General features: G+C 46.4%; 16 protein-coding genes. 4 read left to right on the top strand and 12 right to left on the bottom strand.

Features of this window, described 5'->3' with window-relative positions:
- Positions 1 to 435: 435 nt before the first annotated feature.
- The 5 genes from RIB93_RS18420 to RIB93_RS18440 form a co-directional block, all read right to left on the bottom strand.
- Complete coding sequence (locus tag RIB93_RS18420) at positions 436 to 1,743, bottom strand: DUF58 domain-containing protein (RefSeq protein ID WP_446374445.1); 1,308 nt, start codon at positions 1,741 to 1,743, stop codon at positions 436 to 438.
- Between the two features lie 111 nt (positions 1,744 to 1,854).
- Positions 1,855 to 2,805: an AAA family ATPase gene (locus RIB93_RS18425; RefSeq protein WP_446374325.1), complete on the bottom strand. Its 951-nt coding sequence runs from the start codon at positions 2,803 to 2,805 to the stop codon at positions 1,855 to 1,857.
- A 169-nt stretch (positions 2,806 to 2,974) separates the two neighbouring features.
- On the bottom strand, positions 2,975 to 4,093 hold the full coding sequence (locus RIB93_RS18430) for a DUF4350 domain-containing protein (protein WP_446374327.1): 1,119 nt from the start codon (positions 4,091 to 4,093) through the stop codon (positions 2,975 to 2,977).
- Complete coding sequence (locus RIB93_RS18435; protein WP_446374329.1) at positions 4,093 to 4,710, bottom strand: DUF4129 domain-containing protein; 618 nt, start codon at positions 4,708 to 4,710, stop codon at positions 4,093 to 4,095. Before RIB93_RS18435 ends, RIB93_RS18430 begins: the two co-directional genes overlap by 1 nt.
- Positions 4,711 to 5,138: 428 nt before the next feature.
- Positions 5,139 to 6,056 carry a hypothetical protein gene (locus RIB93_RS18440; RefSeq protein WP_446374331.1) on the bottom strand — a complete coding sequence of 306 codons (918 nt, stop codon included), beginning with the start codon at positions 6,054 to 6,056 and terminating at the stop codon, positions 5,139 to 5,141.
- 250 nt (positions 6,057 to 6,306) lie between these two features.
- Here RIB93_RS18440 and RIB93_RS18445 point away from each other — a divergent pair, with 250 nt between their 5' ends.
- Positions 6,307 to 6,552, top strand: coding sequence for a hypothetical protein (locus RIB93_RS18445; protein WP_446374333.1), 246 nt, complete (start codon positions 6,307 to 6,309; stop codon positions 6,550 to 6,552).
- On the opposite strand, the gene RIB93_RS18450 is transcribed toward RIB93_RS18445, so the two are convergent.
- Positions 6,549 to 6,980, bottom strand: coding sequence for a nucleoside deaminase (locus tag RIB93_RS18450; protein ID WP_446374334.1), 432 nt, complete (start codon positions 6,978 to 6,980; stop codon positions 6,549 to 6,551). The genes RIB93_RS18445 and RIB93_RS18450 overlap by 4 nt on opposite strands.
- A 236-nt stretch (positions 6,981 to 7,216) precedes the next feature.
- Here RIB93_RS18450 and RIB93_RS18455 point away from each other — a divergent pair, with 236 nt between their 5' ends.
- On the top strand, positions 7,217 to 8,140 hold the full coding sequence (locus RIB93_RS18455) for an N-acetylmuramoyl-L-alanine amidase (protein WP_446374336.1): 924 nt from the start codon (positions 7,217 to 7,219) through the stop codon (positions 8,138 to 8,140).
- 49 nt (positions 8,141 to 8,189) lie between these two features.
- Here the strand turns inward: RIB93_RS18455 and RIB93_RS18460 are convergent, their stop codons facing one another.
- The 3 genes from RIB93_RS18460 to RIB93_RS18470 form a co-directional block, all read right to left on the bottom strand.
- On the bottom strand, positions 8,190 to 9,992 hold the full coding sequence (locus RIB93_RS18460; protein ID WP_446374338.1) for a protein kinase domain-containing protein: 1,803 nt from the start codon (positions 9,990 to 9,992) through the stop codon (positions 8,190 to 8,192).
- Positions 9,993 to 10,418: 426 nt separating this feature from the next.
- Positions 10,419 to 10,958, bottom strand: coding sequence for a GIY-YIG nuclease family protein (locus RIB93_RS18465; protein WP_446374340.1), 540 nt, complete (start codon positions 10,956 to 10,958; stop codon positions 10,419 to 10,421).
- A 9-nt stretch (positions 10,959 to 10,967) separates the two neighbouring features.
- Positions 10,968 to 11,294 (bottom strand): hypothetical protein, encoded by a 327-nt coding sequence (locus RIB93_RS18470; protein ID WP_446374342.1) that lies wholly within the window; start codon positions 11,292 to 11,294, stop codon positions 10,968 to 10,970.
- Between the two features lie 219 nt (positions 11,295 to 11,513).
- Here RIB93_RS18470 and RIB93_RS18475 point away from each other — a divergent pair, with 219 nt between their 5' ends.
- The gene (locus tag RIB93_RS18475; protein ID WP_446374344.1) at positions 11,514 to 11,729 is read left to right on the top strand and encodes a hypothetical protein; all 216 of its coding nucleotides are present in this window, start codon (positions 11,514 to 11,516) and stop codon (positions 11,727 to 11,729) included.
- A 300-nt stretch (positions 11,730 to 12,029) separates the two neighbouring features.
- Here the strand turns inward: RIB93_RS18475 and RIB93_RS18480 are convergent, their stop codons facing one another.
- Positions 12,030 to 13,742: an ABC-ATPase domain-containing protein gene (locus RIB93_RS18480; RefSeq protein WP_446374346.1), complete on the bottom strand. Its 1,713-nt coding sequence runs from the start codon at positions 13,740 to 13,742 to the stop codon at positions 12,030 to 12,032.
- Positions 13,743 to 13,860: 118 nt separating this feature from the next.
- On the opposite strand from RIB93_RS18480, the gene RIB93_RS18485 reads away from it, so the two are divergent.
- On the top strand, positions 13,861 to 14,619 hold the full coding sequence (locus RIB93_RS18485; RefSeq protein ID WP_446374447.1) for a Uma2 family endonuclease: 759 nt from the start codon (positions 13,861 to 13,863) through the stop codon (positions 14,617 to 14,619).
- Between the two features lie 215 nt (positions 14,620 to 14,834).
- On the opposite strand, the gene RIB93_RS18490 is transcribed toward RIB93_RS18485, so the two are convergent.
- Positions 14,835 to 15,383, bottom strand: coding sequence for a hypothetical protein (locus RIB93_RS18490; protein WP_446374348.1), 549 nt, complete (start codon positions 15,381 to 15,383; stop codon positions 14,835 to 14,837).
- Positions 15,380 to 15,718: a DUF4365 domain-containing protein gene (locus tag RIB93_RS18495; RefSeq protein ID WP_446374350.1), complete on the bottom strand. Its 339-nt coding sequence runs from the start codon at positions 15,716 to 15,718 to the stop codon at positions 15,380 to 15,382. Before RIB93_RS18495 ends, RIB93_RS18490 begins: the two co-directional genes overlap by 4 nt.
- Positions 15,719 to 15,754 lie beyond the last annotated feature (36 nt).

A 15,754-nucleotide genomic window follows, 5' to 3' on the forward strand; every position in this document is an offset into this window, starting at 1 on the left:
GGGATTAGGGTAGGTTTCATTTGTAGGGGCGGGTTTAGGGACAAACTTAACCCACAAACCAATAACCTTTCTGCAAAACCCGCCCTACCCCACCTCTCACTACCCCGACATTTTTGGCGTGCGATCGCGGTTGAGAATCCGGTGTTTTGTTATCCCCTTTGAGGTTGGGATTAGGGTAGGTTTCATTTGTAGGGGCGGGTTTAGGGACAAACTTAACCCAGAAACCAATAACCTTTCTGCAAAACCCGCCCTGCCCCACCCTCTCACTACCCCGACATATTTGGCGTGCGATCGCGGTTGAGAATCCGATAGATTTTGTTATCCCCTTTCAGGTTAGGATTAGGGCGGGTTTTGTTGTTAAATTTAAGGTAGGTTTCCTGATGTAATCCCTAAACCCGCCCCTACATCCCCTGCCCCACCTCACCTTACCTCCTGTCACAGTAAACTCCGCGCCTTAATTTGTAAATAACGGTTAACCAACTGCTCACTAATCTGATTCGCTGGTGCATCTAATACCAACACCCCTTTTTGTTTCAATTGGGCAAAAGCTACCCGACGCTGGGCAATTAAATCTAACGCAACCGCACGAGAGTATGTTGCTTCTATATCCTGAGTCCGAGTGTGAGCAATAGTATCAACTTGGGGATCACGTAATGTCACACAAAAGGGTAAATAACGCGGCGTGAGGCGTCCCATGGCTGATAAGAGTTCAGCCGAAGCGGTTACATCAACAATATCGGTAATCAAAACCACTAAAGCACGACGGGTTTGTTGATTCACTAATCGCGTCACCGCGCCAAAATAATCCGGTTCTAATAATACAGGTTGAATTGGCGTCAATCGTTCTATTAATTTCGACAACTGATGCTGACCCCGTTCCGGTGGAATCCAACTGGTCATGTCTCGGTCAAATACACCAATTCCCACTCTATCGCCTCGATTTAAACCCGCCAAAGCCAGGGATAATGTCGCATTTAAACCCCAATCAAACCGCTTTAATCCCTGCACCTGTGCCGTCATTAACCGCCCTCGGTCGAGTAAAATAATTAACGTTTGCTCCCTCTCTGGTTCCAATACCCGGATTAACGGACGCGAACGGCGGGCTGTGGCTTTCCAATCAATGAGCCGAGTATCATCGCCAACACCATATTCCCGGAGTTCTGCAAACTCGGTTCCTGCACCCAGGCGTCGCGCTCGGCGCATGGTTCCGGTATTTTCTAAAGTGAGGCGAATCGAAAGTTCTCGCAATCCCAGCAAATCTGGATACACCGCCACCGTCTGACTCGCGGGGATTGTCCAATCCAGCCATGCTAATCCCCAGCGCCCCCGTTGTCGCACTTGAATATCTCCCCAGTGATACTCGCCGCGACTTTTGGGGTGAACGGTGTAGGTGAATTCCTGCGTGTGATTGGGTTCCAGTTGGGCTGAAACAGTGGGTGTAGAGATGTCAAACTCTAGCGGGTAGTGATCACGCAGGCGAATCTGGACAGATGACGATCGCGATCGCACCGATAGTACCACAGGATTATCCCGCCCGATGGATAATCGATGTAACGGATAGCGCGTCACCGTGACACGATGCGGTTTAACCCGTTGTCCATCCCAAACCGCTAAACTCAGGACAATCGCATCAAATCCCAGAGTTCCCCAAATGCTGCTTGGCTGATTAAACACAACAGCCAGCAAAAGGGCGATTACCATACCCAGTAGCAGCAGCCAATAAAGACGTTGTGACGGAATAATCATATTAGTGTGTAGGGGCGGGTTTCACTATTATCGTTTCTTGCTTCACCCAGATGCAACTAAACCCGCCCTGACTAGGGTTTGAATTTTGATTATTCATAGCAATACCCATCATCGCGGCACCGGAACTTGCTTCAATAACGACGCAATCACCCCATCAACCATTAACCCATCCAACTGCGCCTCTGGTTTCAAAATCAGACGATGACGCAACAACGGCGGCGCAACCGCTTTCACATCATCCGGTGTCACATAATTCCGCCCCGCCAACCAAGCATACGCCTTACTCGTTTGCAACCACGTCGCCGTCGCCCTGGGAGACGCCCCTAATGCTAAATCTGCATGGTTACGTGAACCTGCCACTAATGCTAATAAATAATCCAATATTTTCTCATCCACATCAACGGCTTGCACCGCTTTACGCCCATTCAGAATATGTCCTACCGTTGCCACAGGTTTGAGACGTTCCAAATCAAAGCGTTTAGCCCGAAATCCCTTCTGCACATTCAGCAACATTTGCTTTTCGGCAGCGGTATCCGGGTAATCTACCACCAGTTTAAATAAAAAGCGGTCTAACTGCGCTTCGGGTAATGGATAAGTCCCCTCAAATTCTAGGGGATTTTGAGTCGCAATCACCCAGAATAAGTCCGGTAAAGGCAAACTTTCCCCATCTAACGTTACCTGTTGTTCTTCCATCGCTTCTAATAGCGCAGCTTGGGTTTTGGGGGGTGTGCGGTTAATTTCATCCGCCAGCAAAATCTCCGTAAAAACAGGTCCTTGCTTGAGACTAAAACTGCGGCTATTCAGGTCAAAAATATTGGTTCCGAGAATATCCGAAGGCAAAATATCAGGGGTAAGCTGAATTCGGCGAAAATCGGCTTGGATTAATTTTGCCATCACTTTTACGAGTAATGTTTTTCCAGTTCCCGGTACACCTTCGATAATGACATGACCCCCACTCAGTAGGGCGACAAGTAACTGTTGTACAACAGTCGATTGACCCAAAACAACTTTGCCCAGGGTTTGGCTGATGCGATTAAAGATGGTGTTGTCATTTGTCATGTTTCAGGGAATAAGGAACAGGGAACACCTCGACTTCGCTCGGTGTGTCACAGGGAATAGGGAACAGGGAATTCTAGAGTTCATAATTGGGTCGGGGCGGGTTTAGTTAAGTTAGTGCTTTGAGTCGGTACGTTATCGGCAAAACCCGCCCCGACAAAGTCAAAACTTTTTATAATTGTGACCATTTTCTTAACCAGTTTAGCAAGTCGGATTCACTCAAACGGCGTTTGTTAGAGGAGACTTGCAGCAGTTGTTCTAACTCTTTGGCGGGACGCCCCGTTTGCCTTGCCCAAGCCGCTATAAGGGATTGATGGTTGAGGGGAGTCTCTCCTAATCCTAAGTCTTTCTGGAGTTGTCGCTGTTCTGCTTTGCCAACCCTATCTACGATAAAGTCATGACTCCCCGCTTTGAGTAAGACACCAGCTAGCGCCCGAATGTACGCTTCACTATTATCCACCACTGGGGCGGATAGGGTGACAGGTTGTCCAAAACGACGATTAGCCGCCCAAATTGCCACGAGTAGGATAACAATGCCTTGGATTAGCAGGGGAAATAAGGGGGTTTTGATTAAATAACTGATTGCATTTTCGCCAACTTCGCGTTCTATTGCTTCTTTGTCTTTGTAACCATGAATGTATTCATCGACCCATAGTTGATTGGCGTTAGCAGATGAGTTAATCGTTTCATGTCTAATTTTATCGCCTAGGTTTTCCTGGGTTACCAGTTTAGCTAAGAGTTCATAATTGGCTGGAAAATCTTGATACGCATTGGCAGCGAAATGGGGAGTGGTGACGAAAACAACCTGTCCTTTTCCGCGTTGCTGTTGCCATATAATCGCGCCAAATTCATCACCGAAAATGGTGTCATTGCTGGACTTATGTCGCCGCCTGGTGTCAATCTTAACGTTGCCAACTGGACTATCTTGTCGGGTGCTAAATGCGGCTTCGGTTACGGGTTGGTGAACACCTACGATAACTAGGGTATTACCCTTTTTAACCCAGTCTCTCTCTTGAGTATCTAATTGATTTGGAACTAAACGGCTGTGAACGCGCAACAAGGTGACATCTTGGCGATCGCCGAATCCACTCAAGGGTTTTTGCCAGCGCTGGAGGGGAGTTCCCCGTTCTGCCATAAATGTATACCAAGCCCCGTAGCCATCGGGGGCGCGGTTATAGGTTGAGCCACTATTGAGTTTATTGCTAGCTGGTGCCGCGACTAGGGTAATCAGAATCAGAACCGCGATCGCGATCGCACTCAATACCCCTAACCGTCGTTTGGAAACCTTCATCACCCTTGATTGATTTGTTGATAGGCTTGCTGACACTCCTCAAACAGCGATCGCGAGGCTGGAGTCTGACTGAAACAAAGCTGTTGATGAGTCATCAGCAAGCGTTGATAGGCTCTTTTGTGAGGGAACTGTTGGACTAAATGCAGATATTCCCCATCCGTGCGACTGGGTTGTTGGGGAACATGTCCACTATCATGTAACTGTTGTAGCATAGCTCGATACAGGCACAAGCAGGCGTCACGATAGTTACCTTGAGTTTGGGCGTTGTGCGATCGCGCCAACCAATCAGCAACGGATAAGGTTCTATCTGGCGTGGTTGTAAGTTTCTCAGATTGCTGATCCAGTTGGTTTCTCCACGAATAAACATAAGGAGAAAACCGTCGCATGAGTTGTAGAACAATCCAGCATACCAGCAAAGCAATCAGTACCCAAAAGATTACCCTAGCAATAAAGAACAGAACTGGCGAACTTAACCAAGCGGGTAAAGACCAACCGGAACCCCCTGGAAAATCCGGAGAAAATCGGGATAATTGGAGTTCCCACCATTCTCCCACTTGTTTTTGCCACTGCTGAAACTGCCAAGCCCAATTACTTTTCTCGTAAGATCCGGTAGACATGGTTTGTGAAATCCTGCCCAGGCTAACTCTGTGAGTATAACGCGGACTTACCCATATCAAGCAGATCCCTAACCAAAAAAAAGTGGATAAAAGGCAAAATTGACGCTAAATTTTTATCCCGAAGTGTAGTTATTTGTCTGAAATCAAATCCACCGAAACCGTCATTATTTCCTTCTACCTTGCAACTCTTCACTTTACCTTATACCCTGGAGCCTTCTGCCATCTGCCTTATCTTCACCAAAGTGTCAGTAAGCTGTTCGGCATTTAAACCTTAATGTCAATAATGGCTCTCATCCTTGCCGTAGTGCGAGCATCTTGCTCGCTATATTGAGCATCTTGCTCGCTATATTGAGCATCTTGCTCGCTACCCATTCCCAATTTAAATGCATGACAGGACGTATAGCTAAAAAAAGGGGGGGTATTGACTATTAAATTACTGCCTGGGGGTGTTGAGACCAAGACTGAATCACCTTGAGTGATGTTGAATGGTGCGGTTGGGTTGCATGTCCCTGAGACTTAGACGTTTTTTGAGCCGCCTGTAGTTCGGCTTGCATGACAATCATCTGAGACATGATGTTTTGCAGTTGCACCTGAAGTTGCTCAACCTCAGAGGTGCTAGCTGGGGTAACAGTTGATGCAGAGGGAACCGATGTTTTGGGTTGATAACCCAGGAAGCTTTGAGCCGAGGCAAATTTCGCTGACGCTGTTTGGCTGCTAACGGGATGAGCAGTAGCGAGTTGGGTATCAAAGGGTTGTGTGGTGATGGTGAACGGAACACTCATCGGCTGTTCCTCAGATGTCACCACAGTAGGTGTTAGTGCAGGTTGCGGTTTAACAGTTTCTTCGACTAGAGGTTCAGCTTCATTTTCAGAAGGTGGAACAATTTCCGGTTCTGGTTTAACGGTTTCTTCAACCAGGGGTTGATCTTCGTTCTCAGAAAGCAGACCTGATTCTTGTTCGCCTTCTTTCTCTAAAAAATTATTGAGTCCAGCCGCTGCGAGTCGAGATTTAGACAGTTTCAGTTCTTCTAAAAGTTGTTCCTTTTCTTGAAGATTTCGCTCTAAATCCGAAAGCTGTTCTTCAGCTTGGGCAGATTTCTTCGACGATTGTCGCCACCCGGATACCGCGATTGTGGCGATTCCTGTCCCTACCCCTAAAACACTAGCCAATCCTAGGTAGGGCATCGCAACATCTCGGAGTTTTCCATGATGTACAGGCTCTTCTTGCAGTTGGATTGTGACCTCTTGATCTCCGAAGAACGCTAAAGGTAAAGTCAAAGCTGAGAAGATGGCGGTTGAAAGAATTATCGGCGTAAAGAGAAATTTTTTTAAAGGAGAGCCAGTCATGATTAATAATTCCTAGTGACAATTTCCAGTATCAGTTGTGCGAAACAAGGCGTCTTTCTCAAATTTCACCAAATTGCAAATTGCCGATGCTGATTCAGCCAGTTGGCAGGAGAGATTGCTTGGGTGTGAACCGACTTGCCTTAGCTTATTTACCAGATTAGCGAATGATCCATCAAGTCCAGATAAAGTCCTAGAAAAACCCAGTGAAGTTCTGATGAACTTTTATTAACTTGTTATTGGTCATTGGTCATTGGTCATTGGTCATTGGTCATTGGTCATTGGTCATTGGTCATTGGTCATTGGTCATTGGTCATTGGTCATTGGTCATTGGTCATTGGTCATTGGTCAAGTCGGGGCGGGTTTAGTTACATCTGGGTGTAACCGAAAAGATAGTTGTGAAACCCGCCCCTACAACTTTCAAAACTCTCCCCCATCTCCCAGACGTGCCATGGCACGTCTCTACATTGTTCCCCAGCTCCCCCAGCTTTTTGCCTAAACGCCAATATCTTCATTCCAGAGTTTGGGATGCTGTTGAATAAAGTCGCTCATCATCTGCTGACACTCCTCCAGATTCAAATCCACAACCTCAACGCCATGGGATTCCATAAATTTCCTAGCACCAGCAAAGGTTTTCGACTCGCCAGCAATCACTTTTTTAATCCCAAATTGCACCACAGCCCCGGCGCAGAGGTAGCACGGCATTAATGTAGAGTAAAGGATTGTGTCAGTGTAGTTGCCGATTCTGCCAGCATGACGCAGGCAATCAATCTCGGCGTGGGTGACAGGATCATTATCTTGAACGCGCTTATTATACCCCTGACCAATAATCTGACCCTTTTTGACTAAAACTGAACCAATGGGAATTCCCCCTTCCCGGAGTCCCTGCTTGGCTTGAGCGATCGCGGCTGCCATAAACTCATCCATAGTCTTGCTATCCTAGAATTCCCCAAATTTCTCTAGATTAGTACGTTTCCAGAATTTTCTCCGGATCGGATTATCGGAATTGGGGAGATGCAGACATACTTTCTGAACCGCTATGACCGATTTCACAAAAGGAACAAACGGGTGGTAGGGATGTCAACCCCTAGTGCATCGGTTCAGTCATCGGTCATGATCAGAGTTGAGTTAATTAACATTTCATCACCAATTGGGAGTCAACAATGAAATACGGAATTGATATCGGACATAACTGCCCTCCAGATACTGGTGCTAGCAACATCAGGAAAGAAGATGATATGACTAAGGCGGTGGGGACAAGAGTGATCTCGAAGCTTAAAGCCCTGGGTCATCAAGTCGTAGATTGTACCCCGAGTCGCGCTTGGAGTGTGAGCAATTCCCTGCAACAACGGTGTAATACAGCGAATAACAATCGTGTCGATCAATTTATATCCATCCATTTTAATGCCTTTAACGGCAAAGCTAAAGGTACAGAAGTCTTTGCCGTCAGCAATACGGGGAAGGATATGGCTAAACCTGTTTTAGATAATATTGTTGAGTTAGGATACTTCAATCGCGGGATTAAAGATGGTTCCCATTTGTACGTCCTCCGAAATACAGCCATGCCAGCGATTTTAGTTGAGTGCTGTTTCTGCGATAATCAAGAGGACATGGATCGCTACGATGCCGAAGTCGTGGCAAATGCAATTGTCAAAGGATTAACTGGACAAACCGCATCACCGACGATTCCCCTTTCTCAAAATCCAATTGTTGACCTTCAAAAAGCCTTAAATCGGCTAAAAATCAGAAGTCCCAAAGGTACACCATTAAAAGAAGATGGTTCCAACGAAGCGGATACCACAGCAGCACTCAAAACCTTTCAGGCGATCGTTGGTGTTACACCCACAGGTACTGCCGATGCTACAACCTGGCAAATCATTAATCAAATCTTAGCCATGCCAGTTTTGCGGGAAAACCATGCCACAGGGGCTGTGGTCAAATATCTGCAACGTCGTGTCGGGGCGACACCCGATGGAATCTATGGTTCAGGAACAGCCGCCGCCGTTAAACGGTTCCAACAGCAACAAGGGATCACGGCTGATGGTATTATTGGTGCCCAAAGTTGGAGCAAAATACTGGCTGATTAGGTGTTTATAGCAACCGCCGAGGGTAGGGGTTTGGTTACCAAACCCCTACTTAATGTAAATCAGCTTCCCAAACGCCGATATAAATACGATCGCGTTCATTGCGTTCAATCACTCCTTTTAAGAGAGAACCATTGTTGCTGGTGAAACGGTAGCGATTGGATTGACGCTGATAAACCTGAGTTAATCCCTGGCGAATCTCTGGTGAGAGATTGCGACTCAACATTTTATCTAAGGTATTTGCCATGGTTTCTAATCCCACAGATTGGGCAAATGCCACCTCAGTTTGGCGCAAACGCTTGGTATCGCGGTCAAACAGATAACCGAGACTGACGCGATCGCGAATAAAGTCTTCATAGGTCAATGCCTGGGTATTATGCCACAACCCTTTGGAAAGCTGGGTGGGCGTGCCTAAGGCGGCTTCGACAACTTTTCGAGAGGTTCCTGGTGTAAATCCAGGGATTTTATTCGATAGAGGCGGTTTGGGCGTCTGGTTTTCGGGTGCAGATAAGGGTGAGGGTGAAGGTGTGGGGGTTGGGGAAGCAACAGGAGACGGGGAAGGAGAGGGGGAGGATAATCCTGAAGGTTCAGAGGCAAAGGGTGCGGGGGGATCAGGAGAAGGGAGGAGTTCTGGGGATTCTTGGATACGGAATGTGGGATCAGGCGGGGACAGGGGTGGTGGTGATTCCGGTTTCACCAGTTTAGGCGGCGGAGTTGGTGGAGGTGAAGCTGTTGGGGGCGGTGTAGGTGAGGGCATAGGCGTGTTTTCAGAGGAGGCGGATACTGACTCTGAGGGTGACGGTATGCGATTGGAGGGTTCTAATACACGGTTTAAACCCCAGCCAATCGCCACAGCACTCAGGAGTAAGCCGCCAGCAATTAAGCCGCCGAAGCGCCGAGAGGGTTGTTCCTCCTCTGCTTGCAGGGGTTTTCTGCGGATAGGAACGGTTGGCGGAACGGCTGGCTTACGGGTAGATGAGACAGGTTCGCTAGAACTAGAAAGGGATAATGTGGGTGTCGCGATCGTTGTCGGATGGGCGTTTAAGGCGTCCAGCATTTCCTTCGCATCCGCAAAGCGATCGCGCGGATGGAAGCGAATCCCCTGATCAATCACCGTAGCTAAATGGGAGTGACAATTGGGCGCATCCCGACGCCATAAAATTTCGCCCGTGCGGGTATCGGTTTCGAGAGTTTGCGGTAATTTACCCGTGAGCAAAAATACCGCAATTAAGCCCAAACTATACAGATCACTAGCATAGCGAGGACGTCCTGCCGCTTGTTCGGCTGCCATAAACCCCGGTGTGCCAATGACTATTGATGGGGTGGCGTTAGCTTGGGAATGGACAACCGTTTTAATTGCTTCTTTCACCGCACCAAAGTCAATCAGCACAGGTAATCCGTCTCGCCGCCTGACAATCACATTATCCGGTTTAAGATCCCGGTGAACAATGTGACAACTGTGGACGTAATCCAGTACAGGCAACAGACTCAACAAAATTGCTTTGACTTGACCATCATTCAGCCGACCTTCCCGGTCTACAATTTGAGTCAGGGTATCCCCTTCAATCCATTCCTGAACCAAGTAAAATTGTCCAGACTCGGAAAAATAAGCAAATAATCGGGGAATTTGGTGATTACTTTCACCTAACTCTTCTAAAACCGCTGCTTCCCGCTGAAATCGCTCTTTTACTTGCTGATAGGTTTGGGGATCATGAGTCATGGGTTTAAGCTGCTTAATCACACACTTACGTCCCGAAGGCATATAAGTATCTTCAGCGAGAAAGGTATTTCCAAACCCACCTGCCCCCAGCGTCTGGAGGATGCGATAGCGATTATTGAGCAGCGTTGGCGTCATGAGCGATTTAGGCAAGCTGTTTATGAATGATGAATTAGGAGTTATGCAGTATGAATTAAGCTAAGATTATAGTCTGGCAAACTGTATCCGACAAGGCTAGCAAAAGACTATATTTAGCAGTTGCTCTGGCGTTGAGATTAGGGAACAGGGAACAGTAAGGCTTTGAAGCTTGTTTACATGACTTAATCTAGTTAAGTTTATTTCCACCAACCTACTTAGTGGCGAAAAAAGTAAATAAGCATGACCTCGAATGTCGTGAAGGGTCAATCGTAGGGGCGGGTTTAGGTACTAAGGCTAGCTGATTACCACAACCTGATCAACAAAACCCGCCCTGATTCACAGTGAAGAGATACTCCTTACAAGAGCCGAGAACGGAAACTAGACAACCCACGCCAAATTTACAGGTCTATTTTGGCTTAAATGTTGTTATTTTAAATCCAGTAATCCCTGCTCTTTTAACTTAGGATTAAAGCGAATCTCAGTTTGCACACCACGGGCATTTAATTGTTCGACTATTTCCGCTTCAACTCGCCGTGCTATTTTCTTTAACAGCTTAATTTTTCCTAATTCTTCACTCTTGTTATAGGTTGATTTATCCTCATCTGTCATCGTCTTTTTCGCATCAATCGGCTGATTCCAAATCGCTTCAACTTGACCATTCCCTGGCGGAATGTCTCCATTTTCTTCAATCCAAGCCTTGCGGATTGTTTCCAAGCGAGTGCGATTGGGGCGCTCAATGGTTTCCGCTTTCAACCAATAGCAGGATTGAGGCTGACGAACTAGGTGTTGTTTGAGGCTGACATAAATATCACGAGAATAGTTGACCAGTTGCAGACTTTTATCCGCGTCAAAAATGGCATAGACGCCGATTTTACCGGATAAGGATTCTGGGAGATTACCCCCTTCATCCAGATAAGGGATATACTCTAGGTCACACAAAGCGGGAATTGGCGTTTCAGAACTCATCAGCAATAATTAGACAACTTTTCGATAAATCGCGCAAAGACGGCTGGGGTTAAAGATTTTGGCTTTGAACATGAAGTTGGGCGGGACATTTATAATTGCATAATCGTCAGATTCGTGATACTGTTCAAACTCCCGTGGCATCCCTTTAGGAGTCCCTTCGCTGTAGGGGACAGGTTGAAACAGTAACTCGGTGAATTCCAAATCTTGACAGTGCAGTTGTCCCGCGACTTGCTGGCGGAATGATTCACCGTTCAACAAGCTAAATAAATAGGTCTGGGCGTCTGGTTCAAGGACAAAGCTGCCATCAAAATTGTTAACAATTTTTAATTGAGCCATGGTTGGGCAGAATCGTGAGCAAGTTGACGACTGGGATGATTATACCCCAGATGTTGCACGATTATTTTCTATCACCGACAGCTTCTTCAATGATTACGCCACTGGAAACGCTACGAACCAGCTCTTGCTGTTCTTGCTTCTAAGGATTATATCGGTTTTCTATGATTGCGATTAACAACCACACTTGGTTAATTCAAACCTGAGCAATAAGGAGACAAAATGATCGCGAGTGACTACGACTGGAAACTCACTATCATTGAACGGAATTTATCTCAATCGAATTGGATAAATCTTTTACCTGAAGCCCAAGAACGAATTTTAGAAGAAGCCGATGAGTTGCTAAACGTTTTACCTTTTCCCCATAAACAACGATTAAAAACGTATTTAGAATGGATTCTAGATTGCACAGAGTTGAAAGAATTGGTTATGAACTAGCATGGCTTGTGCAGACTCTCTAAGGGGTTCAAAATTTTGTCGGCTGGGTTGAGGTATCAAACCCCGCAACACCCAACAGCGATCGCATGGTGTTGGGTAACGCTTACGCTCTACCCAACCTACAACTGAAACCCTTACCCAGTATCGTTTCCAGTATTTATCTGGGAAATTGAAAAGAGCGGTTTCCGCTGCTTGTAGAGACGTTGCATGCAACGTCTCTACAATAGTGCCGAACGTCCTAATCGATGTGTCTATTGCTATAACTAAACCCGCCCCGACTCAGACGAGTAGGAGAGTATGTTAATGATGATCCCGTACCTGTAATGTTCGCAATCGATTTAAGGCGGCGGCTAACTCAAATCGCCGGAATAATACTAAGTCTCCTTCTGGCAAATTTCCCAGCAAATCTAATCCCTGAGATTCAAGATCTGCCATCATCCGATTTAGCACTTCGGTAACTGTAGTTCGCCCATTAATATAGTGCCGTTTGGCATAAACAATCGCTTCAGCAATTGCCCGTAATTGCCCTTTCTCCACAATCTGTTCAACGGCGGCTAAATCAATTTCCTCTTTGCCAAAGACAACTTCATCCACATCGCGCACCTTCAGCTTAACGTCTCGTGAACCGCGACTAGGATCAATGCTTTCGGGTAGGGGAATACGCGGCGCAATCTCGCCAAACTCTTTTCCGCCTTCGGGAATCCGTTCCGTTTGATACTGTTTCGCGATCGCACGGGCTTTTTCGGTAACATCGTAGGGTTGGAAGTTCTCCATGGCGATGACGGTATCGGCGACATCAAAGTAATCACCGCTACCCCCCATGACTACAATCGTGGATACTCCATAATCGGTGTAGAGTTGGCGTATCTTATCGATAAACGGCGTAATCGGTTCCTTGTCTTTGGCAATCAACTGCTGCATCCGATGATCGCGAATCATAAAGTTTGTCGCCGCCGTATCCTCATCCACGAGTAATAACTGGGTATTGGCTTCTAACGCTTCAATAATATTCGCCGCCTGGGAGGTACTTCCACTCGCATTGGCGGTGGAAAATTGACGAGTAGACCGACCTTGAGGTAATTGGTTAATAAACGGCGAAATATCCACACTGGCAATACTACGCCCATCTTCTGCCCGAATTTTTACGGCTGAGGCTTGAGTCACCACCAATTCCCGTCCATCCCCAGGAATGTGATTATAGACCCCCACCTCGAGCGATCGCAAGACGGTAGACTTGCCATGATAGCCACCGCCGACAATCAGGGTAATTCCCGCTGGAATCCCCATCCCTGTTACCTCACCCCGATTGGGACAATTAAAGGTTTCCCGCAAGGTTTCTGGGGATTGGAAGGATAACGCATTCTCCTCTAATGGGCGATCATCCACGCCACTGCGTCGGGGTAGAATGGCATCATCAGCAATAAATGCCACTAAATCCCGTTCAGCTAACTGTTGACGCAACCAGTCTGCATCTTCGATGGTTTCAACGTGCTGTTTAATCTCTACCGCATCTAGAGAGTCGTACTTCAGCGCTTGATCAACAATCTCTGGAATATCCTCACACAACATTTCCGCCGCCTGACGTCCAGAGATACGTCGTCCCCGTGCAGGTAAACCGACGACAAAGCGCACTTCGACGAGTTCATCATTGACAAAAGCCGCCGTGCGCTCAATTACTGATTGTCCCACAGACATAATCGCAATCCGCCCACTATTCCCGGTTCCCCGGTGGGAACTAAACTCTCGCGCCACTAAATCAAACTGGCGTGTCAGGTAATCCCGTAAGGAGATTTCTCGACTACGACTTTGGTAAAGGGTTTTGGGAAAATCCGCCACCGCTTGGGACAGTTGCACCCGAACATGACTGGGACTGGCAAAGGGATCACCTTGGACGCGATCGACAATTAAGGTGAAATCCGAAAAGTGATAGCGTCCCTTGATATCCTTATAGGCTTTGTAGCTCTTGTCGTCAAGTTGGAGTAGGAGTTGGCGTAGTTTCTCGCGATTACTCATAACGTGGTCATAAAGTGGCTAATGGCTGCTTTCACACTACTACCAGATCCCCGACTTCTTCACGATTATCAAATAGGGATATGCTAAAGTGACAAAAAATGTTTCCTTCTGTGATATCATGCCCCTTTCGACCTTCTCTAAAATCATCTACCCCGAAAGTGACGGTCAACCCTTGGCAGACAATACAATTCAATTCCGCTTAATTGTCACCATTCAAGGTGGAATTGATGCCCTGTTTATCGATAACCCTAATGTCTTCGTTGCTGGAGATTTATTCTGGTATCCAGTGGAAGGTGAACCGTGGATTAGACAAGCGCCTGATGTCATGGTTGTCATCGGACGTCCCAAGGGTGATCGACGTTCCTATAAACAGTGGGAAGAAGACAATATTCCGCCCCAAGTGGTTTTCGAGATTGCCTCTCACAGTAACACTAAGGCAGAATTAGAGGAAACCAAGCGTTATTTTTACGAACGTTATGGTGTCGAAGAATATTACCTGTTTGATCCTCAGCCGGGAATCCTCAAAGGATGGCAACGGGATCAACAAATATTACAGCCAATTCCGAGAATGTCAGGTTGGATTAGTCCCCGTCTGGGCATTCGATTTGAATTGGAACAAGGAAATTTACAGCTATACCATCCGGATGGGGAGCGATTTGCTTCGTTTGTGGAAATTATTGAACAGCGGAAGCTAGAGAAACGGGCAAGAGAACAAACTGAACGGGAAAAAATACAAGAAAAACAGGCACGAGAACAAGCGGAGTTGGCGCAACAAAATGCGATTCCCAAGTTATTGGCAATGGGTTTAACTATAGAACAAATTGCCGAAGCGTTATCGTTATCGGTGGAAACTGTACGGGCTATCGCTGAAAGATAAGCTTAATGGTTAGCGCAACATAGAATGTTTAGGGCAAGCGCGATCGCACAGTTGCTCCAGATTCCTGATCAACCTTGCTACTTGTACATTCTGAGGATACAGAAAGAGTGCCTCATTTTGTCGGGTGGGGAAATTCTGATAATTTCAGGTTATAGCCACCAGTATGGCAATCTTGTACTAGACTGGTGGTATAGCCGGAAACCAATACATATATATTAATGATCCCAGGATTCATCAAACATCAAATCACGAACATTTTTTAACACAAAACTTCCATTCTCTTTGCTTAATTCACCCAAACAGATTATTGGACAACGTTCTTGATACGCTTTAACCGCTAAAATATAGTCATAACCTGTTAACTTAGTCTTAATTTTTCGCAGTTTATCTCCAACAACACCCAGCAACGTTACCTGACCACTTAAGGTGTCAGAATTCGGCGTGTTAATGTGCATCACCACTCCCTGAAGTGTAATCGTTTGTCCACCAGAAAGCAGTTCACTCAAAATCTCAACTTGAGAACGACTCTCGACAACGGCTAACGTTTCAATCGCCTCACCAATCCGAGTCACATAATCCCCTAAATTGGTTGTTAGAGGCAACAAAATCTCAAATTCCCCCCGCTGCTCATCCTGCTTGAGCCAAATCATGGCATTATCTAAAAATGGACGGTCTTCATACCAGCCATGAGCTTTTAAATACACCTGAAGCTGTTTAGGTTCTAGGCTTTTTAAACATTCAACATCCCGCACCGTTACATTCATAGTAAAACACCTTGACTAAGACGCTGCATCATAGACTGAAGCGCTGACACGGTAAATTGATGGCTTCTAGGTAGGGAAACCGTTACCGTCGCTGTATTTTTTGTATCAGGCATTCCTCGTAATGATACCCAATAAGCACAATATCTCATACAGAGTTCTTCCTCAGAGTGCTGTAACCAGTCAGTCAGATTTTCAGGAAGCACAAGGACAACTAAAATTCTAGGTATGACAAAATCAGGCAATCTTAAATCATTATAGTTCTTAATCTTAAGCGGGTAACGCAACTGGTTATCATCAAGAACGTCTCTAGAGGTAGATTTTAACTGCAATTCCACAGGTTCTGAACCTTGAATTGCAGTTATCTTAGTGTT

It is taken from the genome of Coleofasciculus sp. D1-CHI-01 (genome assembly GCF_040218875.1).
Classification (GTDB): domain Bacteria; phylum Cyanobacteriota; class Cyanobacteriia; order Cyanobacteriales; family Coleofasciculaceae; genus Coleofasciculus.

What these genes read in the sequence shown, in the direction of transcription:
- RIB93_RS18475 (WP_446374344.1), top strand. Translation starts at nt 11,514, where the DNA reads ATGATCGCGAGTGACTACGACTGGAAACTCACTATCATTGAACGGAAT.
- RIB93_RS18460 (WP_446374338.1), bottom strand. Translation starts at nt 9,992, where the DNA reads ATGACGCCAACGCTGCTCAATAATCGCTATCGCATCCTCCAGACGCTG.
- RIB93_RS18485 (WP_446374447.1), top strand. Translation starts at nt 13,861, where the DNA reads ATGCCCCTTTCGACCTTCTCTAAAATCATCTACCCCGAAAGTGACGGT.
- RIB93_RS18465 (WP_446374340.1), bottom strand. Translation starts at nt 10,958, where the DNA reads ATGAGTTCTGAAACGCCAATTCCCGCTTTGTGTGACCTAGAGTATATC.
- RIB93_RS18435 (WP_446374329.1), bottom strand. Translation starts at nt 4,710, where the DNA reads ATGTCTACCGGATCTTACGAGAAAAGTAATTGGGCTTGGCAGTTTCAG.
- RIB93_RS18455 (WP_446374336.1), top strand. Translation starts at nt 7,217, where the DNA reads ATGAAATACGGAATTGATATCGGACATAACTGCCCTCCAGATACTGGT.
- RIB93_RS18425 (WP_446374325.1), bottom strand. Translation starts at nt 2,805, where the DNA reads ATGACAAATGACAACACCATCTTTAATCGCATCAGCCAAACCCTGGGC.
- RIB93_RS18450 (WP_446374334.1), bottom strand. Translation starts at nt 6,980, where the DNA reads ATGGATGAGTTTATGGCAGCCGCGATCGCTCAAGCCAAGCAGGGACTC.
- RIB93_RS18490 (WP_446374348.1), bottom strand. Translation starts at nt 15,383, where the DNA reads ATGAATGTAACGGTGCGGGATGTTGAATGTTTAAAAAGCCTAGAACCT.
- RIB93_RS18440 (WP_446374331.1), bottom strand. Translation starts at nt 6,056, where the DNA reads ATGACTGGCTCTCCTTTAAAAAAATTTCTCTTTACGCCGATAATTCTT.
- RIB93_RS18480 (WP_446374346.1), bottom strand. Translation starts at nt 13,742, where the DNA reads ATGAGTAATCGCGAGAAACTACGCCAACTCCTACTCCAACTTGACGAC.
- RIB93_RS18470 (WP_446374342.1), bottom strand. Translation starts at nt 11,294, where the DNA reads ATGGCTCAATTAAAAATTGTTAACAATTTTGATGGCAGCTTTGTCCTT.
- RIB93_RS18430 (WP_446374327.1), bottom strand. Translation starts at nt 4,093, where the DNA reads ATGAAGGTTTCCAAACGACGGTTAGGGGTATTGAGTGCGATCGCGATC.